A 25,137-nucleotide genomic window follows, 5' to 3' on the forward strand; every position below is an offset into this window, starting at 1 on the left:
CGTCGATGTATTCCCTCCTACATCTTTAAGCGGCTTCCTTTAATTATAGTACTGTGGACAAACAGAATATTTTAGTTAAGTAAAATACTGTATTTCTGCTTCTGGGAAGTATTTGTTAATATATCCCCGGATGGTTCTTTCAAGCTCGGCAGCTTCTTCCGTCGGGTATACGTATTTGCCAATTCCGTATCTTCCCCACTTGTATTTTCGCTTTTCCTCATCCATTTCCAGCTTTGTTTTCGGATAACGTTTCATAATGACGTTTTTGGCCGGTTTCGTATAGCGGTGCTGAATCATTTCAAAGGAAAGGCTATTGATATTAACTCCATCGAGCGATGCCTCCAGCCTTTCAAAAAGCTCATGGTACCCTTCTTCCCAGCCTTCGTGCCTGTATATTGGCGCCACGATAAATCCCAGAGGATAACCAGCGTTTGCGACCTTCCTCGCCGCTTCAAGCCTTTCGTCAAAAGACGAAGTCCCTGGTTCGAAATTTTTAATGACAAAACGGGAATTGACACTGAACCTGAACCGGGTTTTTCCATTATGCTTCGCATCGAGCAGATGGTCGACATGCTGGTATTTCGTCACAAACCGCAATTGCCCGAATTCGCTCTGACCAATGAATTCAATTGTCTTTTTAAGAGAATGCGTTAGGTGATCAATCCCAACAATATCGGATGTACAGGCTGCCTCAAACCGGGTAATTTCCGGTGCACGCTCATCCATATATTTTTGCGCTTGTTCAAAAATTTCGTCCAAATTCACATACGTCCGGATATACGGCTTTGAGCCAAGCGTTGTTTGGAGGTAGCAGTAATGGCAATGCCCCATACAGCCGGTGGCAAGCGGGATGGCATATTCGGCGGATGGTTTGGATGTATCAAATTTCAACGTTCTTCTTATGCCTACCACCAAAGTCGACTTTGCTTTCCGGTACTGCTGCAGCTCATTGTTTCCGGGAATGCCCCGTACTTGGTTATGGGATGTCGTTTCGCGTATTTCAATCCCCATCCCCTCAAATTTATCCTTCAATTCACGGCCGAGCGGATATTCCAGTGCCTGCGGCTCGATATAGACCAATTGCGGCATGAACGGTTTCATCTTCAATCCCCTCTCTTTTGCAATACTGTTTAGTGTAGTATTGGCAAAAGCGGTGATAGAAACAAAAAAAGAGGACGGAAAATTTATCCATCCTCTTTCAATCATATTAAAGGCCGCATTTCAACTGAGCATTGCAGTTCGTGCAAGTGTTGCATCCGCCAATTTCCTTTACTTGCCCTTTTCGGCAGACAGGGCATGTATTGCCGATTTCCGAGCCGATTGTGACATTGGTGGAGCGAAGATCGCTGATTGTGTCAACCAACACAACATGCTGCTTCTGTTTTGGTTTAACCTGAACTGAGTCCTCGACTGTATTTTCTTCCGCCTTCAGGGTCAGCACCTGGGAATCGCGCGATCCATCAACATAGACCGTGCCACCCTTGGCGCCGCCTTTGTAAAGACGCTCGTACACTTTTTCAACCTGTTCAACCGTATAGCCTTTAGGCGCGTTGACCGTTTTGCTGATGGAGCTGTCAATCCAGCGCTGGATGACACACTGCACATCGGCATGAGCTTCTGGAGCAAGCTCCATCGCGGCCACAAACCAATTCGGAAGGTTTTCCGGATCCGCTTCAGGATGTTTATCCAAATACTCGCTTACGATATCCGCTTTTACTTCGATGAACTTCCCAAGCCTTCCGCTTCTGAAGTAAGAAAAGGAAAAATATGGTTCTAATCCGGTGCTGACCCCAACCATTGTCCCAGTAGATCCCGTGGGAGCAACAGTCAGTAAATGCGAGTTGCGAATCCCATTGTCCAAAACCGCTTCCCTTACTTCTTCAGGCATTTTTTGCATAAAGCCTGTTTCAGTGAATGCCTTCCTAAGGCGGTTCGTTTCTTCGTCAGTTTGGCCAACGAGGAATGGGAAGCTTCCTTTTTCTTTCGCCAGTTCAACTGATGTGCTATAGGCGGTTACTGCTATGGTTTCAAATACTTTATCAACCAGTTTGTTTCCTTCTTCTGACCCGTACTCTGTTTCACAGTAGATAAGCAGATCGTGAAGACCCATCACTCCGAGTCCGACACGGCGTTCGCCAAGCGCTTGTTTCTTGTTGGCTTCCAGGAAGTATGGAGTTGAATCGATAACATTGTCCTGCATTCTGACGCCGGTTGCGACTGTTTTCTTCAGTTTTTCAAAGTTGACTGTCTTTGTTTCTTTGTCTGCCATTGCCGCTAGATTTACCGCAGCTAGGTTGCAGACGGAATAAGGTGCGAGAGGCTGCTCCAATTTCTCGCTCTCCTGTTTCCAGAAGGATTGGACTATCGCTTACAGTATAATATACTGGCTCAACCGCTTTAGTCTCTCAGCCTGGCATTACCCTTGGCCCCTGTTGCCCTCAGCATTACCTGTTAGGGTTCCAAGTCAATTAGGTCGAGTTTTTAACGTGAGGCAAGCACTTTACCACACGGGTTGGTTGCAACCACCTTTTGCCCATATGCCTGGGCGTTTGTCATGTCATTGGCATTGTCGATAAAGAAGATTCCCGGCTCAGCCGAATAGGTGGCGCAGATGTTAATCAAATTCCAAAGTTCTACTGCCTTGATCTTTTTATAAGTACGGACTTGGTAGCCCATTTTTTCCCACTCGCGAACATCGCCGACTTTATGCCATTCTTCGTTGTAAATTTTCATTGTTTTCTCGTCGTAGCTTTCGACTGCCGGGAAACGGAGTTCATATTCAGCGTCCTTTTCGACTGCCTCCATGAATTCCTTTGTGAGGGTAACGGAAATATTTGCCCCTGTTAAAAATTCAGAATTGTGGACGGTATAATTGCCACCTTCCGCGAGCTTTTCTTCAGCATCGGCTATGATTCTATCACTGAATCCGCCATAGCCTGGAATATGTTTATAATTGATGATTCCTTGGTACATTGCCTTTTCCTGCTCTGTGAGCGGGGTGAACTTAAGCTTGTTTTTCGCCTGCTTCTGGATCCATTCATCGGTTGTGTTTTCAATAAGGAATCTTAGGATCCTAGGGTTTTGCATTTTCGAAATGATGAACTCGATAATATCAGGATGCCAGTCCGCCAGCATGATCATTTGGGCCAAATATGTTGCGCTGAATCGTTACTTCAGCTCTCTAAGTCACCTTAGAGTTCAGACCATCTCTTACACTCTAACTGAGTGTCCTCGCGCTTCGGGACCACTTGATCCCTACTCTACTTCCTTCCGCATAAAAGCGTGGTTTCGATGGTCGTTGGACCTTCTCCATATTCTTCCAGAAACTAGGAGCTTGGCTGCTGATTGTCTTTATCCACCTGCTGTTTTCATGCATTCACGTCTACCGTTTCCAGTTGCGTTGTAGCCAGCAAGGTCATAAAAGAGTTTCCAGCAATTCACGAGGTTTTTTTATAGACGAGGCACTTATTTACCACGTCTTGACCCACCCTGCTCAACTAGATGTGTCAGCTTGGCGATGTCATCGAGCCAGGATACCGAACCGGAAGATTTCCCGTTTACCCCTCTTGCTAGTGTCGCACGCGGCCTGAGCGTTGAACCGTTTGTTCCAACTCCGCCTCCGCGGCTCATGATTTCCATTACCTGTTTCCTGTGGTCTGAAATCCCTTCACGGGAATCCTGTACAAAAGGCATGACATAGCAATTGAAGAAAGTTACGTCCGTACCCGCGCCTGCCCCGTAAAGTACCCGTCCTGCCGGAATGAAGTTCATGTTCACTAGCTCTTCGTAGAATTTATTGAACCATTCCAGCCTTTTTTCTTCCGTCTTTTCTACTGATGCCAGGCCTGTAGCATTACGCAGAGCGATTTGCTCATAAAAGATTTCAAGGGGCTTTTCAATTACATCAAGGGATCTGGTAATAACGCCTGTAGTGATTTCCTCCTGAGTATCAAGGACTCCCCGGTATTCCTCATCGACCATGACCTGGGCAGTTTTCCTCTCCCAGTCAATTCCAAGGATGTAACCAAGGCCTCTCGCCGGGAATTTAGGGTCTTCCTTCACAGTCAAAACAACGAAATCGCCTTTTGTCAGGGTAATCTTTTCAGTATCCTTGAACGTATACCTGTCAAGCATGACGAGGCGGGAAACACCCTTGTGGGTAATGTGCATATCCGGCGTTACAGGATGAACCTGCGGAAATAATCGGATATCCTCATTCAGCCTTTCAAAATCAATATTTAGTTTTTTTCTTAACGCAACAGACATGATCACATCTCCTTGTCTAAATTTTCGCTTTCCTCATTTGTCGAACTCTTGGCTGTTATGTTAAATCAAGTTGTTCTTAGGAATACCCTTAACCTATCACACCGAAACTACCAAAATCAATATATAGTGCCTAAATAATTTTCAGTACTACTATATATTGGGTAATAGGCAAAAGAAAAATAATTTGTCAAAATCAAAATCAATTAAAAAACAGAGATAAACAGAGATTTTGCAGGAAATCCTACATCAGATAATTAATTTTGACATTTTTCGAAGGTTGCTCTTTCGGGGCATAACCCAATAAAGAACAGGAATTTTTTTCTAATTAAAACAAGATAGGAGCGGGGCTCCGCTCCTATCTTTTAAAATTCCATTCATCGTTCTCATAAACGTCCAGAGCAATTTTTTCTACCTTCAGCCGCTGTTCCTCTGTCAGGTGATATGGAACCAATTCAATCTCAAGCCCTGTTTCAAATCCTTTTTTAAAAGCATCCTTCGCTTCGTCTAGACTGACTGGGTGCATACTAACTTCGTTAATCGTAACAGCTTTATTTTTGAAGGAAGCCATCATCCTCTCCTTTACCCTCTCACTCGGGTAATGGAACAAGGAAAAAAGCTTTTCTTCATCAAGGTCGAGTAGGATTGATCCATGTTGGAGGATTACTCCTTTTTGCCGTGTCTGTGCGCTTCCGGCTACTTTTCGCCCCTCGACAACGAGCTCATACCAGCTTGGCGCATCAAAGCAATTCGATGATCTTGGATTCTTTAATGAATCCTTTTCCTCATCTGTCTTTGGTACTGCAAAATTTGCGTCCAGGCCCAGATTCCTAAACCCATGAAGAATGCCCTCTGAGATGACCCGGTAGGCCTCTGTAACAGAAGCCGGCATTTTGGGATGATCCTCCGAAACAATTACACTGTATGTAAGCTCATTTTCATGCAGGACGCCCCTTCCGCCGGTCGGCCTCCTGACAAAGCCCAGTCCACTTTCTCTGACAGCATCCATATTTATTTCTTTCTCTACCTTTTGGAAGTAGCCGATTGATAGTGTCGCAGGGTTCCAGCCGTAAAAACGGATGACAGGCGGCATCTGTCCCTCGCTATGCCAATCCAAAAGCGCTTCATCAAGCGCCATGTTAAAGGAAGGAGAACCAAACCCCGAATCAATGAAATACCATTTTTCCTTCATAAATAGCCCCTCTTTACATGATTAACTAGAAATGCCGCGACTTTTAGTCTATCAGAACAAAGGTGAAAATCCTAGCAGTATGAATTGCCAAAAAGAGCACCAATAAAAAGAATTTGGGAAATGCCCTTTACTGTACCATCCATTGGCTTATATAATAATACTTGTTGTCGCAGCAAAGCTTGAAAGGGGTACTTAAACGTGAGTCCATTATATTTTATGCTAGTAATGATTGCCGGTTTCCTTGTATACTCAGTCATTATGTGGCTCTATCAGCGCAAAATTGTCAAAACGCTTTCAGAGGAAGAGTTCCGCGCAGGCTATCGAAAGGCGCAGCTAATTGACGTACGGGAAGCGAATGAATTCAATGCAGGGCATATCCTTGGCTCAAGGAACATCCCGCTATCCCAATTGAAAACACGCATGAACGAAATCCGTCCCGACCTGCCTGTTTATTTATATTGCCAAAGCGGAATGCGCAGCGGACGTGCCGCTCAATTCCTTTACCGAAAAGGCTACAAGGATTTGAGCCAGCTTGCAGGCGGATTCAAAAAATGGTCCGGAAAAGTGAAAGCAAAGAAATAATAACGAGGCCCTTGCAGAAATGCGAGAGGCCTTTTGTTATTTTAAAGCACTTGGCAGATTATCTCGATGAAAAAAGCCCGCACAAGTATGTACGGGCCTAATTTCTATTTATTCCGGGCGGTAGCGGAGTATCGGTTTCCTTGCCGCTGCGGTTTCATCAAGCCTTCCGACCACGGTTGTGTGCGGCGCTTCCTGAACGATTTCCGGATTTTCCTCTACTTCTTTTGCAATCTGAATCATCGTGTCAATGAAGCCATCCAGCGTTTCCTTCGACTCGGTTTCAGTCGGCTCAATCATAATGCACTCCTCGACATTAAGCGGGAAGTAGATGGTTGGCGGGTGATATCCGAAATCTAGAAGTCTCTTGGCGATATCAAGTGTACGGACGCCGAGCTTCTTCTGCCTGCGGCCGCTCAAAACGAATTCGTGCTTGCAATGGCGGTCAAATGGAAGATCAAAATGAGGCTGTAGCCTTCTCATCATGTAATTCGCATTCAGTACCGCATATTCGGTCACTGCCTTCAGACCATCCGGACCCATGGAACGGATATATGTGTAGGCACGGACATTAATACCAAAGTTGCCATAGAATGGCTTTACCCGGCCGATTGATTGCGGCCTGTCATAATCAAATACGTACTCGTCACCACGCTTGGCAACGATCGGCTTTGGCAGGAATGGAATCAGGTCAGCCTTGACGCCGACTGGCCCCGAACCTGGGCCGCCGCCGCCGTGCGGGCCGGTAAACGTTTTATGCAGGTTGAGGTGGACGACATCGAATCCCATATCTCCCGGGCGCGCCTTCGAAAGGACTGCGTTCAGGTTGGCACCGTCATAATACAGCTTGCCTCCAGCGCCGTGGACAATTTCAGCCATCTCAAGGATATTTTCCTCAAAAAGCCCAAGTGTGTTCGGATTGGTTAGCATTAGTGCGGCAGTATCCTCGCCAACAACCCTGCGAAGGTCATCCAAATCAACTAGGCCGTGCTCGTTCGACTTTACCGTAATGGTGTCAAGGCCGGCTACTGTTGCGGAAGCAGGGTTGGTACCATGGGCGGAGTCAGGCACGATAACCTTTGTTCTCTTTAAATCATTGTTGGCCTCATGGAATGCGCGGATCATCATCAATCCAGTCCATTCACCATGAGCTCCGGCGGCTGGCTGGAGCGTTACTTCGTCCATGCCGGTGATTTCGATCAAATGCTGCTGAAGGTCATACAGCAGTCCAAGGGCGCCTTGGACGGAGCTTTCATCCTGGAGCGGATGGATGTGGGCAAATCCGCTGTACCTGGCAACATTCTCATTGATTTTCGGATTGTATTTCATTGTGCACGACCCGAGCGGGTAAAAGCCCGAATCAACACCATGGTTACGTTTTGATAGCGCTGTATAGTGGCGCATAATATCGAGTTCGGATACTTCCGGAAGATTCGGCTCCTCCTCGCGGACATAGCCAACCGGAAGAAGGCCGTCCAAATCAAGCTCGGGAACATCCATTTCCGGCAGGCTGTAGCCGATACGGCCTGGTTTGCTTACCTCGAAAATTAGCTGCTGGTCCTGGTTATGCATGCAGATCCCCCAATTCCTTAGCAAATGTATCAATTTCTTCCTTTGTCCTCAGCTCTGTTACAGCGATAAGCATGTGTCCTGATAAATCTTTGTAATCACGGCCAAGGTCATAGCCGCCTATAATCCCTTTTTGAAGAAGGGCCTGATTGATTTCTTTAACAGGCTTATCAAGCTTTAGGACGAATTCATTAAAGGACGGGCCATCCATGACGATTTCAAGGCCGTTTTCCTTCAAGGCTTTTTTCGCATAGTGTGCTTTTTGAATATTGGCAGCCGCCATCTCCCTAACGCCCTTTTTACCGAGAGCAGTCATCGCAACAGAAGCTGCAAGAGCGTTGAGCGCCTGATTGGAACAAATATTGGATGTCGCCTTGTCACGGCGGATATGCTGTTCACGGGCTTGGAGCGTCAGTACAAAGCCGCGTCGTCCCTGATCATCGTGGGTTTGGCCGACAAGCCTGCCCGGTACCTTTCTCATCAGCTTATCCGTTACGGCAAAATAACCGCAATGAGGGCCGCCGAATGCTGCAGGGATTCCGAATGGTTGTGCATCTCCTACGACGATGTCCGCGCCGAATTTGCCTGGAGGTGTCAAGACACCTAGTGAAAGCGGGTTGCTTGAGACCACGAACATAGATTTATTGGCATGGGCAATTTCCTCGATTTCCTTTAACGGCTCAATTCTGCCAAAGAAATTTGGATATTGGACGATGACAGCCGCAATTTCCCCTCCTGCGAGCTCTCTCATTGCATCCAGGTCAGTTATTCCGTCTTTTAACGGAATTTCAACAACTTCGATGTATTGGCCCTTTGCGTAGGTTTTTACAACCTCGCGGGATTCAGGGTGGACAGCTTCGGATATAAGGATTTTCTTCCTTCTCGTCTGAGCGGCGCTTAGCATGGCTGCCTCGGCAAGGGCGGTTCCCCCGTCATACATCGAGGAGTTTGCCACATCCATGCCGGTTAGCTCGCAAATCATTGTTTGGAATTCAAAGATAGCCTGGAGCTCCCCCTGTGAAATTTCCGGCTGGTAAGGTGTATATGCTGTATAAAATTCTGAACGCGACAGGACATGGTCAACGATAACTGGCATGTAATGATCGTATACCCCTGCGCCAAGGAAGGAAGCGTGGCTCTTGAAATCGGCATTTTTCCCTGCGAGGTCAGCGAGTTCCTTCATGAGTCCAGTTTCTGATTTTGCAGGTTTGATGTTGTACTCTCCCTGAAAACGTACTTTTTCAGGGATATCATTGAAAAGCTCATCAACGGATTTGACGCCAATTGCTTCAAGCATTGCCGCTTTATCTTGTTCCGTCATCGGTAAATAGCGGTGTTTCATCAGGATTTCCCCCTAATTATTTCTTTTCCCTTTTGTAAAAAGGCACTGGCACTATAGTTGCTTTTAGTTTTTTGCCGCGTATTTCAACTTCCACTTCATTATCCAATCCTGCAAATTCAGATTTAATCAGGATAAGGCCAATATTTTTCTTCAATGTTGGAGACTGTGTTCCAGTTGTTACCTCGCCTATCAACTCTCCGCCCGCATAGACCGGATAGCCATGGCGAGGAATACCGCGATCAATCATTTCAATGCCGGCGATCTTCCTTGGAATACCATTTTCCTTTTGCTGCTTAAGCGCTTCTTTGCCGATAAAGTCATCTTCCTTATTGACTTTGACGGCAAAACCAACTCCCGCCTCAAGCGGAGAAATTTCTGGGGACAATTCCTGGCCGTAAAGGGCAAGATTAGCTTCAAAACGAAGTGTATCGCGCGCGCCAAGGCCGCATGGAAGCACTCCTTCCTCACGTCCTGCATCAAGTATGTCCTTCCAAATCTTCACTACATCTTCAGGATTGCAGTAAATTTCAAAACCATCCTCACCGGTGTAGCCAGTCCTCGATACAAGTGCCTTTGCTCCATTCAAGTCAACACCATCTTTAAACTTGAAGAAGCCAATATCGGATAAATCGTCTTCACTAGCAAGCTTTTGCAGTACATCTTCGGCCAATGGCCCCTGAATTGCGAGCTGCGCTGTTTTTTCCGAAAGGTTGACCATGGTGACATTGCCTTCAAGATGGTCATTTAACCATTCATAGTCCTTATCAGTATTAGAGGCATTGACGACAAGGAGGTAGTGCTCAGCCCCCATTTTATAAATAAGCAAGTCATCAATAGTGCCGCCGTTCTCATAGCACATTGCTGTATATTGGGCAGCGCCGTCCTGGACCTTTGATACATCATTGGTCATCATCTTTTGCAAAAACTTCAAGCTGTCGGGTCCCTTTATTTCAATTTCGCCCATATGGGAAACATCGAATAATCCAGCCCTTTTCCTGACTGCTTCATGCTCTTCCTTAATACCGGAAAATTGGACCGGCAATTCCCAGCCGCCGAAATCAACCGTTTTGCCGCCGTATTCCTTATAAACCCCATAAAGCGGCGTGCGCTTCAGTTCCGCCATTCAAACTCCCCCTTTTCTGATTCGTCCCTCAACTCTTTGCACTTCTCTCATCAGGATCTGCACCCGTACCATGCCACGTCCATATCTTGCTTCGTTCGTGCCCTCCAAAGCTTTTTCGGCAAAAAAGGACAGAAGCCTCCCTATAAACGTAAGAGAGGTCTCTGTCCTTTCACCTGAAAGTTTACCTGTGGCAGGTTTTCCCCTTTGGTGGCTTTATCATATGTAAAGCGCTCTCCAGAGCCGCGTCCAACAAGGGTTCTTTTGCCTGAGAGATTCGCATAGTTTGCTTGCTCCTTCGGCGCTACTAATGTAGTCTCTCCCCTTGTTTTCATCCGCAATTATAATATTTTTTAAAAAGGCTATACTAACATTCAGTCAAACTTCAAATTAATGAAGGTCATGCTGCCATTGCCTTTTCATGGATGGCCATTTCCCTAGCCTTCCCTTCACTGTCAATAAAGGATTAGGCAGAGGTCTTCTGTAGTACGGGAAAACAGGTGAGATCTGAGATTGTTGCAATAATTGAAACTTTTAAAACTACATCCATCCTATCATTAAACCAGTAGGGAGAGCAATGGTTTTGTGGCTGAATTATTACCCCAGAAACAAAAAAAGAAAGCGTTTGCAGCATTTTGTTTGTTTTCCGACACTTTTTGAAAGGGGCTTTGCTGTATGCCTGTTCAAATAGATTTCGATTGCTCCTGGCATGACGATTTCCTCCAAAGGATTGACCAGGACGGGCCCTGGGGCAACTGGGAACTTTATAAATTGGCAGTTGCATCGGAACAGCATCTAGCCATTCCAGATTTCGAGGGGCTGCAGGCTCCTAAACATCTGCCCGGGCTGACCCCACTTCCCCACCAGCTTGAAGCTGCCAGACAGGTAGTTGAACATATGAATGGCAAGGCAATTTTGGCGGATGAAGTGGGCCTTGGCAAAACGATTGAAGCAGGTTTGATTCTGAAGGAATATATGATCAGAGGGCTAGTGAGGAAGGTTTTGATTCTCGTACCGGCTTCCCTTGTTACTCAGTGGGCCATTGAACTCAATACGAAGTTCCATATACCCGCGATTGCGCAAAAAAAAGCATATGTTTGGGAACAGTGTGATGTAGTCGTATCCTCTATTGATACAGCAAAGAGAAATCCGCACAGAGAACTCGTATATAAACAAGACTACGATATGGTCATCATAGATGAGGCGCATAAATTGAAAAATAACAAAACGAAAAACTATGAATTCGTCCAGAACCTAAAAAAGAAATTCTGTCTTCTCCTGACAGCTACCCCCATCCAGAATAAAATCGAGGAAATTTTCAATCTCGTCTCACTACTAAAACCTGGCCATCTGGGAAACGAGTCCGTTTTTTATGATAGGTACAGAAAGGACTCACGTACAGTAGGTGAAGATGCCAACTTGAAGGCGCTTGTAAATAAAGTCATGATTCGGAACCGGAGGGGAGATACCGGAATTGAATGGACAAAACGCCATGTACAAACCATGCCGATAGATTTTTCGCCCTCTGAGAGAAGGCTTTATGATGCAATAACAAACATCAGGGCTACTGGAAACTGGGCGGATAATAGTGCATTTTCGCTAATTACCCTACAGCGGGAAGCGTGCAGCAGCCGTGAAGCTGTCTACTATACATTAAAGAATATGCTCTTACGGAGTAAGTCCCCTTCCAGTGGTTTTGAGGGCAGCATTAATGAGCTTATTGAACTTGTTAATCTTGTCGATAAAAATTCAAAGGCTGAAAAAGCGCTGGAACTGATAAAATCGATTGGGGACAAAGTCATTGTTTTTACAGAATACCGTGCTACACAGCTTTATTTGCAATGGTTCCTTAAACAGCACGGCATAAGCTCTGTCCCATTCCGAGGTGGCTTTAAAAGGGGCAAAAAGGACTGGATGAGGGAGCTTTTTGAAAAACATGCCCAGGTGTTGATTGCTACTGAGGCTGGCGGAGAAGGAATTAATTTGCAATTTTGCAGCCATATTATCAATTTCGATCTTCCGTGGAACCCTATGCGCCTGGAACAGAGGATTGGACGCGTTCACCGCCTCGGCCAGGAAAAAGATGTAATGATCTATAATTTTGCAGTTAGGGACACGATAGAAGAGCAAGTCCTTAAGCTTTTATATGAAAAAATCCAGTTGTTTGAAAAAGTAATTGGAGACCTTGATGATATTCTCGCAAAATTCGAACTCGGCAATATTGAAGACCATTTGGCCGATATCTTCGGCCATTCTTTAACAGAAGGAGAAATGAGGATTAAAATGGAGAACTTAACTTCCATGATTGAATTCGCAAATGTTTTCAGGGAGGGAAGCCAGCATGCTGCAGCAGGACATCCATAATTTTCTTAGCGGCTATTTCAAGGCGACCGAATGCGGCGTGATTGAGCAGAGTCCCGGCCACCTATCAGTCCAGCTGACAGAGGATATTGATAAAGAACTCATGAACCGGCCCTTTTACTGGCACTACCTTGAAAAAACAGGCGGAATCCCGAACCCAATGTCGGTTACATTTATTACCGACAAAGATAATGCGCCCTCCGACCTAAAGGGGGAATATATTCATTTTGGCTCGCCCCGCCTCCACCAAATCTTTGAATCGGCAAAAAAACTCGCAAAATTTACTCGGCAATACCATGCCCATGGAACAGCCAGCCAGACAGCACTCCTGCCCTGGCTTGGCATGAATATTGTTATCTCCTATAAGTGTGATCGAAAAAGGGATGTATTTATGTCTGTCGGTCTCCATTTAATCAATGGCCGGATCGTTGAAGGCTTTCATGAAAAGATGCTTAAAATACCATTAACCCCAAAGATACCGGATTATTCTTATACGCTTTCCCCGCTTATTAAACCAAAAAGCGGTTTTTCTCGAATAGAGAACTATGTTAAGGCAGAGATTGACCAGGAGGACCATGAATGGGCCAGGGCAGCAATTGATAGATGGGAAAAGGACCAACGCCTACTCGACCACTTTTATGAGGATTCCACCGAGGAACCCGCTGAAAGCTACCAAATCGAAAAAACAGCCTTAAAGGAACAATATGAGCCTAAGGTGATTATCTCCCTGGTTAATGGAGGCCTTTTTTACTTAGAGGAAGAAGCAATTTGAGTCCAAGTGTTCTTTTACAAAAAAAACAATGGGAAGCTTGAATTAAATTCGGCTTCTCATTGTTTTTTTCGTTTCACGCCAAGATAAACAACATAAGGCAAAATCCCAAACCATCGATACCAAAAGGATGCCCTTCCCTGCCTTTTTTCCGTCCGTGCCCTTTTTCGTTCATCCTTTGGCTGGTCAATATATTTAACGAAGGACTGAGCCATATAATGGACAAAATCATTTGTTTTCATTATGCACACCTGCTTTCATTTCTGCTAACAAGTATGCCCCAGCCCGCGTTCTTTCAAACTTGAAATTAGCTCCTCCGCTATTTCTGCCGGAGTTTTTCCGCTTGTGGATATGCATATATCTGCTGTTTCCAGGTAGAATGGCATTCTTCCAGCAAGCCTGTCACGCACTTCCTGTTCTTTATTTCCCTGAAGGAGCGGACGGGATTTATCTCCCTTTAGCCTTACAAGAATTTCCTCGGCAGGAGTATCAAGAAAAATGACAGTTCCCTTTTCTTTCATCAGCTTCCGGTTGCAACCCCTCTGAATTGCTCCTCCGCCTGTTGAAACAACAGTATCTCTTTCAGGCATAGTTTCTAGGGCTGCCGTTTCTAAATCCCTGAACCATTTTTCACCATTGTCGCCAAATATTTCATTAATGCTTTTCCCTTCCTGCTTTTCAATTTCCACGTCAGTATCCAAAAATTCCATGCCTAGCAATTCCCCTAACAGCCGTCCAACCGTGGATTTGCCAGACCCCATAAAACCAATTAAAAAAATTGTCTTCATAATGCAGCTCCGTTAGTTCTTTTCCCCCCATTTTACCATCTTTTTAAGTGTGATGTCATAATACCCATAGCCTATAACTGATGATCTTCCTTCAACCTTGGCTAAAAGGGTTACATAGAGCATACCTGGAGCACTTGATACGACTGTATAGGAGGCGGTTCCTTTTCGATAGGTGAAACTGCCTGCCGCTGGAGTTCCGCCCTTCTCCTTAAGGATGGTCTCAACTTTCTTCAGGGTTCTCAGTAAATAATAGTCCTGCAGCTGGATTATTTCTGCTTCCTTGGCCATCCTCCTCTCAATGAGCAGTAGCTCTGAAGTCGCAGCGAGGCAAATGGAGATTGAGAGAAGGATGGACAAAGTTATTGGATAGGTAAAGCCGTTTTCATCGTTGGCCATGTTTTTTACTCCCAATTAACAAAGGAATGGATGGTCCCTTTGTATTCCTTACCGTACAAGTCCTTGAGCCGAATGGTGACCGTCTGCCCTTCTTTTGAAAATGTAGAAGCAGCTATATTTTGAATGAGGATTTCATGTCCGGTAAGGTTTACCCTCCGCCTAATGGAGTTCCCATACTTTTCGTAAAATATCGTGTCCTTCCCGTTCTTCATGACAAGCCTTTCCGAAAAAACTTCAACAGAACTGCACATTCTTAACTCCTTTTTTGCCTGATTTAAAAAAACATCCCATTCCATTTCTTGAAGCCTGTACTTAGCCTGGTCTTTGCTGCTGCCGATAGACGATATTGCCGGAACTAGAAGGAAGGCTATCATAGAAAATGCGCTCAGAGCAATCAGCATTTCCGCCAAACTGAAACCCTTCTCATTCGACATAGCCGCAAACCGTTCCTTTACCTGTTGATAAGCGGCCATATTCCACACAAACCTCTGAAGCCTCGTCCAGTGAACTTTTCAAAAAGATGGTAAAAACAGATCCATTAATCGTTTCGGTGCGGGCAATTTGGTTGTTCCCTTCGGCAGCGGCTTTGAAAAGCTCCGCATACATGAATTGCGTAGCGGTCTTCTTAAGGCTGACCTCCTCCCCTTCTTTCCAAAGAAAAAAAATGGCCGGAAGGAGAAACAGGACAGCGATACCAAGTGCCGATATGGAGAGAAGCATTTCAGCAAGGAAGAAGCCCTTATTCTGCCGTAACATAAAATCTCCCCCTCCCGATCTGGATCGTCATCTTGTACGTTTTATCATCGATAATGATAAAAAACGACCCAAAAAAGTTTACATTTCCATTCGGCATAAATTTAAAGGACAAGGGCATCGATCCTTTTGTGATATTGATATACTCTGGGTACTTGCGCTCTACTATATACGGCAAGTCAAATTGTTCAAAGGAAAAATAGAGGTTTTTTTCCCTTACAATTGTAAAGGTAACTTCCTTTTGATGGGAAATTGCGTAGAGCTGTGAATAATAAAGGTCTGACTTCAGGTCACTGAAGAACTTTTCTTTTGTAGCAGTTTCATAAATGGGTCCCGCCAAAATTAGGGAGGCACTTGAAATGACAAGCAAACAAGCCAACGCAATTAAAGCTTCTGCCATCGTAAAACCTTTTTGGCCCCTTATCATTGTGAAGGTGTGACTTCTTGTACTTCACCATTTGGCCCGATTGTTAAGGTCGTTTTACCTCCAGGGCAGCCGCCTGCTTTGGGTGGCAAGTACTCTGCGGTAATTAGTTCTTCGATAGTAGTGGGATACTTCCCTTTATCCATTTCATAAGCCTGAACCTGGGCCTGAACCATTTTTTTATACGCATCGCAACCTTTTTTATTAATATTCTGGTTGTGCTTGGTGATATTAGGGATGGTAATAACGAGGAGTACGGAAATAACCAGCATGACGACCATCATTTCAATTAGTGTAAAACCTCGATTGTTTTTAATTAGGCGTTTCATAATTTTCCTCCTTTATATGCCGTCCATCATATGGAACATTGGCAGCAATATAGACATGTATATGGAAACAACAAGCAATGCAATGACCAGGAACATTGTAGGCTGGATGACACTGGTCAGTTTTTCGATTCTCGCTTCTAGCCGAACCATGCAATTCTGGCTGTAAAACCGCAGTTCCTCCCCTAGCCGTCCGTTGTCCTGCCCATGGCGAACGACCATGGGCAATTCCTTTTCAAAGTACGGCAATGAGGCCAAAATGGCATCGAGCCTTTCTCCTCCGGCCAGTTGACCCTTTATCAGCAATCCTACACTGCTGTAAAACTCCTGCTCCCTGTTTTCCACAAAAAACGAAAGTGCTTCATAAACGGATAATCCTCCTGACAACAGGTAGCTTAATTGTATGGATAAATAATGGGTTTGAAGAATTCTTTGCAGGCTGCCCGCGAATGGAACACGCAAAATGAGTTTCCGCTGAATTAAGATTTGAAGTTTTTTGAACCAGGAATGATAGAGTATGGCGCCTAGGAGTATAACGGCAGCAAACATAAACCCAATAACGGGAAGTGCTTCTGCAAAAGAGGAGATAATGATTGTAAATAGGTTAGCCTTGAGCCCCATTGAGTCAAATAATAGGGAAAAACGGGGAAGAAGTGATTTTTGGACAAAAATCAGGAGAATGCTTGTAAATAAAAACAGAAGAAGCGGATAATACATTAGCTTCATCAGCTTGCGAGTATCCCTGTCTCTCGTAAGAAGCGCCTTGCTCCCTTCAAGCGCCGCTTCGGCGAAATTTCCATGTTTCTCTGCAAAAAAGACATATCCAGTCAGTTCTTTGTTGAAACCCATCTTTTCAAGGGCAGCGTGGAATGGAATACCGTTTTTTAGTGAATTCAAACAATCTGTGAGGTCGAGCTTTCGTGTTTCGGGGAGCTGGCAGGAAATGGACTCGATGGCTTCAGAAATGTGGTATCCCCTTTGAAGAAGCTCCCCCGCCTTTTTCAGGAACTCCGCCTGCTCCTTTAATGGCCAACTACGCTTCCTCATGGGAATACACCAGCCTTTCGTATTCTGATTCCTTAATAAATCCCAGCGCGATTCCCTTCCTGATCGCTTTTCCCAATGTTTCATACTTAACCAGAGCCCCTTCCCCTCTGGATGCTTTAATGGCTGCATCAAGGCTCTTCCCTGTCAGCAGTTCAAACACGCTTGCTCTCTTCCTTACCCCGCTTGAATGGCAGAAAGGTGAACATTCCGTCCCACAAAAAGGACATTCCAATTCCACAATCCGCTGGGCAGTAACGGCAATGAGGGTCTGTTCAACCTCAAGCCAATTTACCCCGAATTCATGAAGCCTGTGAATTGCACCAGGAGCGTCACGGGTATGCATTGTCGTGAGCACAAGGTGTCCGGTCATTGAAGCCCTTACAGCAACTCTTGCCGTTTCGGCATCCCGGATTTCCCCCACCATAATGATGTCAGGATCGTGCCTAAGGATAGCCTTCAGACCAGCAGCATAGGTTACGCCGGCTTTCTCATTCACCTGAACCTGCAATACAGTCCCGCATTCTTTTTCAATTGGGTCTTCAAGGGTGATGACACTTCGCTGCAGCTTGCTAGCGGTTTCGTTCAAAAGGGAATAAAGAGTCGTGGTCTTGCCACTGCCGGTTGGCCCGGTGAAAATGACCATCCCGTGGGAAGCTTTTAGAAGGTTTAGCAATTTTTTTGCCATGCCGGGAAAGAGGGATAGCTTATCGAAGGAAAACTTATCATGCTGGGGCAAAAGCCTGATGACCATGCTTTCTCGGTTATTGGATGGGAGTGTCGAAAGCCTCAGCCCAAAAGAATTGCCGTTCACTTCGGCAAATACCGCACCGCTTTGCGGCCTTCGCCGTTCTCCTATATCCATGTGGGCAGTAAATTTAAAGTGGGATATGAGGCGGTCACATTCTTCTTTTGGCAGGGACAAGCGCGGGCTTAGTTTGTTGGTAATGCGGAATTGGATCAGCGTATCTTCTTTACGGGGGAGAATGTGGATGTCTGTGGCGTGATGCTGGACAGCTTCAGCAATGATACGGTCAGCGAGGGCTTCTATGGCACTTGCAATGAAAAACACCACCTTTCTTCTCCATTATACAGAAATTACGACAAATTTCTAATTTCTTCCGGCTTTAAATTGTGAATTTTTTGTAAACAAAATTCTATAGTATAAAACAGTTTGCCTTTTCCAGTTGCCCCCTATTTTTATAGTTTATAAAACAAAAAGAGTGTAAAAATGAAGGAAATGTTCAGAAAACGAGTATTGACAGAAACATTGTATATCATTTGTTTATACTTTGTATAACTTTTGTAAAATGACAATAGGTCATTTGTGAACACTTTCCAAACAGTTGGTGTTAACATTGTTAACCTCATTCCAATGGGGATTGAGCTGTATTATAATGGAATAAAATGAGGGGTTCGAGGTGAACTAGTATGGAGCAGACTTTAAAAATTACAAATGTGTTATCCGATCCAACCAGGTATTACATTTATCAATACATTACAAAACGCCATCAGGAAGTGACCGTCCAGGAGGTAGCCGACAATTTTAATATTCACCCCAATGTCGCGCGCCTACATCTTTCCAAGCTTGAGGATGTTAACATGCTTTCTTCTGAAACGAAAAAAACCGGAAAAGGCGGCAGGCCGAGCAGGCTTTACCGTTTATCCGAAGATGTCATCCAGCTTCACTTTCCATACCGCGATTATATGCTTTTATCAAAAGTGGCCATTCAGACAATGCTCTCCCTGGGGGAAGAAGGTAAAAAAGCACTTTATATGACAGGGAATCGGTTCGGTACGGAAATAATCGAACAGGAACTGGCAAAAAAACAGCAAGCCGGGCATGAGCTTGATTTTGAGCAAAAGCTTGCTATCCTGAAAAGCGCCGCAACCCTAGCAGGCTTTTATCCCGAATTTGAAGTGAATGGGGAGCAGACCAAAATATTCCTACAAATCTTTAACTGCCCGTTCAAAGAGATTGCAATTGACCATTCGGAAGCAGTCTGCAGCATGCACCATGAATTTTTAAAAGGCATGTTTGAGGCGTTATTCGATTCCGCGGAACTGACTGAGCACCAGAATATCGCCAATGGCTGTGAAACCTGCACCTATCAGGCGCTTATAACAAATTAACTTTATAGTCGATAGTTTACTTTTCCCTCTCTTTTATCTTATAATATGGTACGATGGTATTGCGGGTAAAAGGGAGGGTTACATATGGAGCGAATGTACAGGGTGCTCGGCTTCTGGACAGGGATTTTCACGGTGATGTTTTATATAGGGAATATGCCAAAAACATCCCTGCTTTTCCTGGCACAGACCGGTTTCTTTGTCCTTTTAAGCTATCTTAAATTATCCGAACGCATGTATATGTACGTTTTTGGGGCATATTTGACAATCTTCTTTGCTGGTTTCACCTACTGGACCACCTTTATGATGCCATTAGGCGGAGGACATTAATTTCGAATTTGCTCTAAAAGAACCGCCGGACACAATGTTCCGGCGGTTTTTCATTTACCTTTATGGAAAAAGCCTATCCAAACCCAGATTCAATCCTTTTTGCTGGATTAGAACATGGAATGCGGAACTCATCCCTGAAGGAATCACTAGGCTCCTAATCGCCCGGTTCCGTTTACTCCTTTCTGAAAACGGATCTGGGTCATAATTATCCTCAAGCTCCCCAAGTATCCCGGCAGCAAGCAGAAATTCATCTTGCCTGAGCTTGCTTAACGTTTCAAGGCCATATTTCTCTCCTGACTTTGAGAGTGCATCAAAATGGATGTGGGTCGTAATATCCATTAATCCTGGATACTCAAGTACTCCTTCGAACAATTGGTGGTTCATGTAACCTCGAAGGCTACCTCTTCTTCTCGGCGGGGACATCCACTCTTCACACGTGTAACCATAATCGACTGTTAAGACGATACCTTCTGACATGGCAAATGATAAATCGTGTATCATCGACTCCGCAGCCAATGGCACTTCAATCCGCTGCCCTTCCTTCAAGCTAAGACCGTTTATCTTAAGAAAGCCTTCAATGTTTTTATTTTTTAAAGGAGAAAGTTCTTCATAAAGTGTTCCGTCCCTAATACCAACCATTGCCTCCATGAGTAATCCGGCCCTTTTTTCAACAACATGGACAGGCAGAGCATCGAATAATTCGTTTGAAAAGATCATTCCTTTAAAATCCCGGATTTCACTTATCGAGCTTTTTTGTAAAAATCCTTGAAAATCTCCTAGTGATTCCTTTTGCAATTTCCGATGGTAAGGACTCGCTTCTACAATCAGATACGTAAGAGTTTCACTAGAATGTTTGGACCATTCTTCTATGAATGCTTTGGCAAAACGCCCGTTTCCCCCGCCGATTTCGCAAACTGCAGGTGCTAGGCCATTCACTTCGGCATGGCGCGCAAACCATTTTGAAAAGGTTCGGCCAAAAACGTCGGATATATTGCTGGTGGTAATAAAATCCCCGCGCCGCCCAATTTTTTCCGACTCTCTCATATAATACCCGTGTACAGGATGATACAATGCTATTTCAATATAATCCGCGTAGGTAATCAGCCCGTTGTCTGATTTCCCAATAACATTCTCGAGAAAAGAAATCATATTGCTCCTCCCAAACCCTCACTTTATTTGTAGGAATTGCTTTCATCTAAACCCGTGCAGGAAAGGATTTGAATCCATTTCATCCTCAATGGTCGTAACAGGCCCATGTCCCGGCAAAACAATTGTATTTTCAGGAAGGGATAGGAGCTTTGTATGGATGCTCTTCATAAGTTCTTTTTCGTTCCCCCCGGGTAAATCCGTCCTCCCAATACTGCCCATGAACAGCGCATCGCCTGAAACAACAAGTCCCTTTTCAGAGAAATAAAAGGAAACGCTGCCCGGTGAATGGCCCGGAGTTTCAAAAACATCAAACTCGAAGCCCATTAATTCCATTTTTCCTTCATTTTTAAGAAGATGATCCGCGGGCCCAACTCGTAGTGGAGGACCGACAGGAAACAGTCCCGAGCCATTTAAATGGGGATCGCCAAGCCATTTCGCTTCCCTTTCATGAAGATAGACGGGAATTTTGTAATGATCCCTTATTGCATCGACCGCCCCTATATGGTCAAAATGGGCATGAGTCAGAAGGATAGCTGCCGGCTTCAGCTTTTTTTCCGAAAGAATGTTAATCAGTTTTGGTGCTTCTTCTCCTGGGTCAAAGATAAGGCAGGTTCGATCCTCCCGATAAAGAACATAACAATTCGTTTGCAGCCCGCCAAGCGGGATAGGAAACCAATTCATCAGACAACCTCCAGTTGCACAGTGTAATAGCCTTATTGTACACTAATGCTCGACAAATCAAATAAAAAACTATAGAATTGAATCGATGGAAATGAATTGTTTGTTACATAATTGGGCAGGCTTCACCGCCTGCAGACTAAATGGTAAAGGGGGCTTTAAAGATGCTTAAAATTGGGCTTGTTATCATTTTCACGCTTGTTACTTTGCTAGCGGGTTATAGTTCTTTTACCTCACTAAAAAATAAAAATTTCCTAGGACTATTTTTTGCGGTAGCGACACTCCTGGTTTTCGGCTGGTTCACTTTCATGACTATTTTAAAAAGTGGCTACCCGACCGGGACTTAAGCCTACAATAAACAGAGGACTGCCCGTGTTTCGGGCAGTCCTCTTTCTTTATTCCTGTACAAGGCTCATGATATTTTTGCCTGTCACGTCAATTATTTTCTCATATCTGTATCCATATAGTAATGCGTCTCCATTCGGCGAGGATTCGATTGGCTGATTATCCGCCCCTTCCAAAATGACAGACCTTCCACCACCAAGAGAATGGGAAGCAAGGATAAAACCTTCGTTATACGTATCCGCATCACCGCTTTTCACTGGTTCAAAAACAGTAAATTCCTGCTTTGCTTCATTGAAATCCATAAAAGGAATGAGCCAGCCGGAAAACCTCCCTAATTGCGGAAGCGAAAAAGAAGAAATCTGGGTGAGCTTTGTATCGTAAAACGTAAAAATAGCTTTTTCCCATTCTGCCCCTGCCGCACTGATTCCCATGATCAGATTTTTATAGGTTTCTATCTGATAGAGATTCTCAAAAGGCGCTGTTACCTTTTCGCCATGAACATCCATTAGTACCAACGGAGCGAAAAAGGCCTGGGATGTCTCATCCCATTCAAGGAAAGCGAATCGATCTTTTTCAATCCATTTAACAAATGGATCAGTGAGTTCCAGCTCTTCCACTATCCTATCGGATGCATTCATTCTGAAAGCCTTATAAGACCAATCCTCGTTAAATGCCACAATTAGCATATCATCTTCAAGATATGGATTCCATTCTGCATGGAGCTCGGAGGACGGAAAAGATTGGTTTGCCATTTCCATTCCACTCGTATCATAGATCGTTACGACCGCTTCATACGAAGAGGGGGAAGTATGGACCATCAGCCTGGTTTTTTGAGGATTAATGGAGACGGTAACAATGGGACTGCCGGTTGAGAGTATCAATTTGCTTTCTCCAGTTTCGAGGGCATAGGAATACAGGTTTGACCCTGAGGGCAAATTTGAAGCAAATAATATTTTGTTATCACTTAGCCAACCAAACACTTTGAAAAACTCTCCTTCAGGTACTTTAAGTGGGAGTTTCCATCCTAAAGCGGGATTTACAGCCTGTCCTTCTTCTGCAGCAGGCTTGCCGCTCTGGCTATCTGGCTGGGCCTTTTCTTTTGGTTGTGAACAAGCTGCCAGAGAAAAGAAAAGGATGCACAATAAAAGCAGCCTGGCAGGTATGAATTGATAGATAAGTATTTTTCGCAGACTATTGCCCATTCCTTTCCCCCTCGCACTAATATAACTAATAGACGTAATGAAGGTAATAATTGTTTCAAAATAGTTAATTTTTATTCACATTTTTTATCATTCGGCCAAAGCAGTAATAAAGATACTTGAGACGTCCTTATAAATCTTGTTAAACAGTGAAAGCGGAAGAGGATTAATTCCTTTGCCAAGCTCAATGGTAAATCCCGCCTTCCCGTATTCCTGAATGAACCAGTCTTTAAATCCAGCATGGCTATCAATGGTGCGGACAGGTTTATACCCGCTCACCTTAGCGAATGCCTCAGCAATAGCGGCAGATTCCGCTGGTTCCTTTCCCCCATAACCCCAATAAAACTCTTCCCCTTGAGTATGGAAAGCCACGACAAGATCGAACTCGTTCTTTAATACGTGGCTAGCCATCGCAATTGCTTCTGGCTCGGAAAGAGGCGCCGTTCCTGGAAAGTCACGCGAAGAGGGAGACTTTGGTTCCTTTCTTTCTTTTTCAATCTCCCAATTGGCGGGAAACTGATTATTCAAGTCTACCCCGTTACAATTTGCTTTCCATCCTGAAAAATCTTTCCTTCCGTTATTCATAGATATAAGTATGGCTTCATTATCTTTAGGAGGGCCATGTAGGACCAGGTCCACCCCGTCAGGGTTCACCATCGGCACAATTGACAGCTCTACTGAATTATAAATGGATAATGCACTTTTGCCAGCAATCTGGTTATTATGTGTGAGTGAAAGCAAATACATATTTACCAATTCCATAAGAATCCCGCTGGTAATCCACTCATTCGCATGGAAGGAAGCATTAAAGTGGACCTTTTTTTTCCCGCTGCCGATTTTAAGCTCCCAAATTGGCTTTCCAAGGACACTTTTACCTATTGTAGAAAGCCTTACAAATGGGTAGGCTTCCTTTATCGCTGAAAGATCCCTCTCAAGCGTAATGGAACAATATTCAGTACTGCCAATGAGTATTGGGGCTGTTAACTTATATGGTAAAAGGACTATGTTGTTCCTCCGCGCTTCTTTTTCCTGCCTCCAGCCATTTAAGAGCAAAATCATTTCCGTATCCAGTTGTCTGCATGCAGCAGCCGTTTTCAGATTCTCTTCCCTTTTTAGATGGCAGGGAAACGCAGTATAACCAGGGATATTGATTTTCCCCTCAAATTCTAACTTTCCATCGAGAACCTGCTCATTAGAGTCCCTTATCAATTCAAGGGGAATTTGGAATAGGCAACTATAATCCAAAAGAGTTTTTCCATTCTGCTGACTTATTTCCATCGTTCTCCTCCTGCCCATGAAAGTCATTCCTTAGCTCAATAAGATATGTATGAACCTTTAGGGGAATCATTCCTGTTCCTGGAGAAGAACAAAGAGAGCTCCCACATTGTGGAAGCCGCTCATAAACAGTCTACTATATCGATAGCCTTTCTTTCACACGCCAGGCAGCACCGATTACCCCTGCGTCATTTCCGAGTGTCGCCAAAGCAATAGTAGTCGTTTCACGGACCCTTTCGAAGGCAAATTGTACAAATTGCTCCCTAACTTTTTGGACCAGAATCTCTCCAGCATAGGAAACCCCGCCGCCGAGAACAATTTTTTCGGGATTAAGGGTATTTGCAACATTTGCCAAGGCTAGCCCGAGATGGAATGCTAGTTGATCCACTACGCCCATTGCAGCCTTATCACCGTTCTTCGCACTATCGAATACATCTTTTGCGCTAATCAGGCCATTGGAGGCAAGAATGTCAGCCAGCATCCCTTGCTCGCCGGCCGCCACAGATTCCATCGCTAGCCTTACAATGCCAGTAGCCGAGGCGATTGTTTCAAGGCAGCCTGTTTTCCCGCAATTACACTGTGCGCCCCCCACAGGTATGGAAGTAATGTGCCCAATCTCTCCCGCAGCCCCGCTAACGCCCTGTACAATCTGGCCATTCGCGATGACTCCTCCTCCTACGCCTGTACCGAGGGTAACGCAGACAAGGTCCTTGGCTCCTTCACCAGCCCCCCTCCACATTTCGCCGATTGCCGCGCAATTTGCATCATTGTCAATCGCTGCAGGAAGCGAGGTTTCCACTTCAAGGATATCCCTCAATGGGTACTTTCCCCTCAGACCGATATTAACTGCATTATATAGGACACCTGTATCCGAATTTACTGGCCCCGGTGCCCCCATCCCGATTCCAGCAAGCCTTTCCTTTCCCTGCCCAAGTTCCTCCAGGCGCTCGTCAATGGATTTTGCTATATTCAGGACAATATGCCTGCCTCCATCGGATCGGTCCGTAGGTATTTCCCATTTATGGAGTATCTCCCCATATACAGTTAAAAATGCAAGCTTTATTGTGGTCCCTCCCAAGTCGATTCCTGCCAGCCATTTCTCCAT

25 protein-coding genes, 3 pseudogenes and 1 riboswitch are annotated in these 25,137 nt (G+C 44.8%); of the genes and pseudogenes, 6 read left to right on the forward strand and 22 right to left on the reverse strand.

What is annotated here, in order from left to right; genetic code table 11:
- Nucleotides 1-75: 75 nt before the first annotated feature.
- From splB to AR337_RS05975, 5 genes and pseudogenes are all read right to left on the reverse strand, one after another.
- Entirely contained in the window at nucleotides 76-1,101 is a 1,026-nt protein-coding gene (gene splB / locus AR337_RS05955) for a spore photoproduct lyase (protein ID WP_059171109.1), read from the reverse strand.
- Nucleotides 1,102-1,207: 106 nt separating this feature from the next.
- Nucleotides 1,208-2,326, reverse strand: a pseudogene (locus AR337_RS05960) (ribonucleotide-diphosphate reductase subunit alpha); the annotation flags it as partial.
- Nucleotides 2,327-2,499: 173 nt separating this feature from the next.
- A pseudogene (locus AR337_RS05965) lies at nucleotides 2,500-3,150 on the reverse strand (ribonucleotide-diphosphate reductase subunit alpha); the annotation flags it as partial.
- A 321-nt stretch (nucleotides 3,151-3,471) separates the two neighbouring features.
- A pseudogene (locus AR337_RS05970) lies at nucleotides 3,472-4,266 on the reverse strand (ribonucleotide reductase N-terminal alpha domain-containing protein); the annotation flags it as partial.
- 355 nt (nucleotides 4,267-4,621) lie between these two features.
- Nucleotides 4,622-5,455 carry a biotin/lipoate A/B protein ligase family protein gene (locus tag AR337_RS05975; protein WP_059171110.1) on the reverse strand — a complete coding sequence of 278 codons (834 nt, stop codon included), beginning with the start codon at nucleotides 5,453-5,455 and terminating at the stop codon, nucleotides 4,622-4,624.
- A gap of 198 nt (nucleotides 5,456-5,653) precedes the next feature.
- On the opposite strand from AR337_RS05975, the gene AR337_RS05980 reads away from it, so the two are divergent.
- Nucleotides 5,654-6,037: a rhodanese-like domain-containing protein gene (locus tag AR337_RS05980; protein ID WP_156424325.1), complete on the forward strand. Its 384-nt coding sequence runs from the start codon at nucleotides 5,654-5,656 to the stop codon at nucleotides 6,035-6,037.
- A gap of 108 nt (nucleotides 6,038-6,145) precedes the next feature.
- On the opposite strand, the gene gcvPB is transcribed toward AR337_RS05980, so the two are convergent.
- Genes gcvPB through gcvT form a run of 3 tightly spaced genes read right to left on the reverse strand, consistent with a single transcriptional unit; the run spans nucleotide 6,146 to nucleotide 10,068 of the window.
- Complete coding sequence (gene gcvPB / locus AR337_RS05985) at nucleotides 6,146-7,606, reverse strand: aminomethyl-transferring glycine dehydrogenase subunit GcvPB (RefSeq protein WP_059171111.1); 1,461 nt, start codon at nucleotides 7,604-7,606, stop codon at nucleotides 6,146-6,148.
- Nucleotides 7,599-8,945 (reverse strand): aminomethyl-transferring glycine dehydrogenase subunit GcvPA, encoded by a 1,347-nt coding sequence (gene gcvPA / locus AR337_RS05990; protein WP_059171112.1) that lies wholly within the window; start codon nucleotides 8,943-8,945, stop codon nucleotides 7,599-7,601. Before gcvPA ends, gcvPB begins: the two co-directional genes overlap by 8 nt.
- Before the next feature lie 16 nt (nucleotides 8,946-8,961).
- Nucleotides 8,962-10,068 carry a glycine cleavage system aminomethyltransferase GcvT gene (gcvT, locus tag AR337_RS05995; protein ID WP_059171113.1) on the reverse strand — a complete coding sequence of 369 codons (1,107 nt, stop codon included), beginning with the start codon at nucleotides 10,066-10,068 and terminating at the stop codon, nucleotides 8,962-8,964.
- Between the two features lie 243 nt (nucleotides 10,069-10,311).
- Nucleotides 10,312-10,400: riboswitch (glycine riboswitch) on the reverse strand.
- A 340-nt stretch (nucleotides 10,401-10,740) separates the two neighbouring features.
- Between gcvT and AR337_RS06000 the strand changes: the two genes are divergently transcribed.
- Both AR337_RS06000 and AR337_RS06005 read left to right on the forward strand, forming a co-directional pair.
- Nucleotides 10,741-12,429, forward strand: coding sequence for a DEAD/DEAH box helicase (locus tag AR337_RS06000; RefSeq protein WP_059171114.1), 1,689 nt, complete (start codon nucleotides 10,741-10,743; stop codon nucleotides 12,427-12,429).
- Complete coding sequence (locus AR337_RS06005; protein ID WP_059171115.1) at nucleotides 12,407-13,198, forward strand: YqhG family protein; 792 nt, start codon at nucleotides 12,407-12,409, stop codon at nucleotides 13,196-13,198. The genes AR337_RS06000 and AR337_RS06005 overlap by 23 nt, the downstream gene beginning before the upstream one ends.
- A 56-nt stretch (nucleotides 13,199-13,254) precedes the next feature.
- Here the strand turns inward: AR337_RS06005 and AR337_RS06010 are convergent, their stop codons facing one another.
- From AR337_RS06010 to comGA, 9 genes are read right to left on the reverse strand one after another with little or no spacing between them, the layout of a single operon-like run.
- Entirely contained in the window at nucleotides 13,255-13,437 is a 183-nt protein-coding gene (locus tag AR337_RS06010) for a YqzE family protein (RefSeq protein WP_059171116.1), read from the reverse strand.
- Nucleotides 13,438-13,461: 24 nt separating this feature from the next.
- Complete coding sequence (locus AR337_RS06015) at nucleotides 13,462-13,983, reverse strand: shikimate kinase (protein ID WP_059171117.1); 522 nt, start codon at nucleotides 13,981-13,983, stop codon at nucleotides 13,462-13,464.
- Nucleotides 13,984-13,995: 12 nt separating this feature from the next.
- Nucleotides 13,996-14,379 (reverse strand): competence type IV pilus minor pilin ComGG, encoded by a 384-nt coding sequence (gene comGG / locus AR337_RS06020; RefSeq protein ID WP_059171118.1) that lies wholly within the window; start codon nucleotides 14,377-14,379, stop codon nucleotides 13,996-13,998.
- Nucleotides 14,380-14,384: 5 nt separating this feature from the next.
- Nucleotides 14,385-14,852 (reverse strand): competence type IV pilus minor pilin ComGF, encoded by a 468-nt coding sequence (gene comGF / locus AR337_RS06025; RefSeq protein ID WP_082686872.1) that lies wholly within the window; start codon nucleotides 14,850-14,852, stop codon nucleotides 14,385-14,387.
- Nucleotides 14,803-15,135, reverse strand: coding sequence for a hypothetical protein (locus tag AR337_RS06030; RefSeq protein ID WP_059171120.1), 333 nt, complete (start codon nucleotides 15,133-15,135; stop codon nucleotides 14,803-14,805). Before AR337_RS06030 ends, comGF begins: the two co-directional genes overlap by 50 nt.
- Nucleotides 15,119-15,559, reverse strand: coding sequence for a competence type IV pilus minor pilin ComGD (gene comGD / locus AR337_RS06035; RefSeq protein WP_059171121.1), 441 nt, complete (start codon nucleotides 15,557-15,559; stop codon nucleotides 15,119-15,121). The genes AR337_RS06030 and comGD overlap by 17 nt, the downstream gene beginning before the upstream one ends.
- The gene (gene comGC / locus AR337_RS06040; RefSeq protein WP_059171122.1) at nucleotides 15,556-15,885 is read right to left on the reverse strand and encodes a competence type IV pilus major pilin ComGC; all 330 of its coding nucleotides are present in this window, start codon (nucleotides 15,883-15,885) and stop codon (nucleotides 15,556-15,558) included. The genes comGD and comGC overlap by 4 nt, the downstream gene beginning before the upstream one ends.
- 12 nt (nucleotides 15,886-15,897) lie before the next feature.
- Nucleotides 15,898-16,929 (reverse strand): competence type IV pilus assembly protein ComGB, encoded by a 1,032-nt coding sequence (gene comGB / locus AR337_RS06045; protein ID WP_059171123.1) that lies wholly within the window; start codon nucleotides 16,927-16,929, stop codon nucleotides 15,898-15,900.
- Nucleotides 16,916-18,001, reverse strand: a complete 1,086-nt coding sequence (comGA, locus tag AR337_RS06050) for a competence type IV pilus ATPase ComGA (RefSeq protein ID WP_059171124.1) — start codon at nucleotides 17,999-18,001, stop codon at nucleotides 16,916-16,918. The genes comGB and comGA overlap by 14 nt, the downstream gene beginning before the upstream one ends.
- A gap of 356 nt (nucleotides 18,002-18,357) precedes the next feature.
- On the opposite strand from comGA, the gene AR337_RS06055 reads away from it, so the two are divergent.
- Nucleotides 18,358-19,059 carry a metalloregulator ArsR/SmtB family transcription factor gene (locus AR337_RS06055; protein ID WP_059171125.1) on the forward strand — a complete coding sequence of 234 codons (702 nt, stop codon included), beginning with the start codon at nucleotides 18,358-18,360 and terminating at the stop codon, nucleotides 19,057-19,059.
- Between the two features lie 84 nt (nucleotides 19,060-19,143).
- Entirely contained in the window at nucleotides 19,144-19,386 is a 243-nt protein-coding gene (locus tag AR337_RS06060; RefSeq protein WP_059171126.1) for a DUF2626 domain-containing protein, read from the forward strand.
- 60 nt (nucleotides 19,387-19,446) lie between these two features.
- Here the strand turns inward: AR337_RS06060 and AR337_RS06065 are convergent, their stop codons facing one another.
- Nucleotides 19,447-20,535 carry a class I SAM-dependent methyltransferase gene (locus tag AR337_RS06065; RefSeq protein ID WP_059171127.1) on the reverse strand — a complete coding sequence of 363 codons (1,089 nt, stop codon included), beginning with the start codon at nucleotides 20,533-20,535 and terminating at the stop codon, nucleotides 19,447-19,449.
- Between the two features lie 42 nt (nucleotides 20,536-20,577).
- Nucleotides 20,578-21,216, reverse strand: coding sequence for an MBL fold metallo-hydrolase (locus AR337_RS06070; protein WP_059171128.1), 639 nt, complete (start codon nucleotides 21,214-21,216; stop codon nucleotides 20,578-20,580).
- A 170-nt stretch (nucleotides 21,217-21,386) separates the two neighbouring features.
- On the opposite strand from AR337_RS06070, the gene AR337_RS06075 reads away from it, so the two are divergent.
- Entirely contained in the window at nucleotides 21,387-21,560 is a 174-nt protein-coding gene (locus tag AR337_RS06075; protein WP_082686901.1) for a DUF2759 domain-containing protein, read from the forward strand.
- A 48-nt stretch (nucleotides 21,561-21,608) separates the two neighbouring features.
- Here the strand turns inward: AR337_RS06075 and AR337_RS06080 are convergent, their stop codons facing one another.
- The 3 genes from AR337_RS06080 to AR337_RS06090 all read right to left on the reverse strand — a co-directional run bounded on the left by AR337_RS06080 (nucleotide 21,609) and on the right by AR337_RS06090 (nucleotide 25,137).
- The gene (locus tag AR337_RS06080; RefSeq protein ID WP_059171130.1) at nucleotides 21,609-22,760 is read right to left on the reverse strand and encodes a hypothetical protein; all 1,152 of its coding nucleotides are present in this window, start codon (nucleotides 22,758-22,760) and stop codon (nucleotides 21,609-21,611) included.
- A gap of 87 nt (nucleotides 22,761-22,847) precedes the next feature.
- Complete coding sequence (locus AR337_RS06085) at nucleotides 22,848-24,035, reverse strand: M14 family metallocarboxypeptidase (RefSeq protein ID WP_059171131.1); 1,188 nt, start codon at nucleotides 24,033-24,035, stop codon at nucleotides 22,848-22,850.
- A 133-nt stretch (nucleotides 24,036-24,168) separates the two neighbouring features.
- Nucleotides 24,169-25,137 (reverse strand): ROK family glucokinase, encoded by a 969-nt coding sequence (locus AR337_RS06090; protein ID WP_059171132.1) that lies wholly within the window; start codon nucleotides 25,135-25,137, stop codon nucleotides 24,169-24,171.

Source organism: Bacillus sp. FJAT-27445, from assembly GCF_001510665.1.
Lineage (GTDB): Bacteria > Bacillota > Bacilli > Bacillales > Cytobacillaceae > Bacillus_D.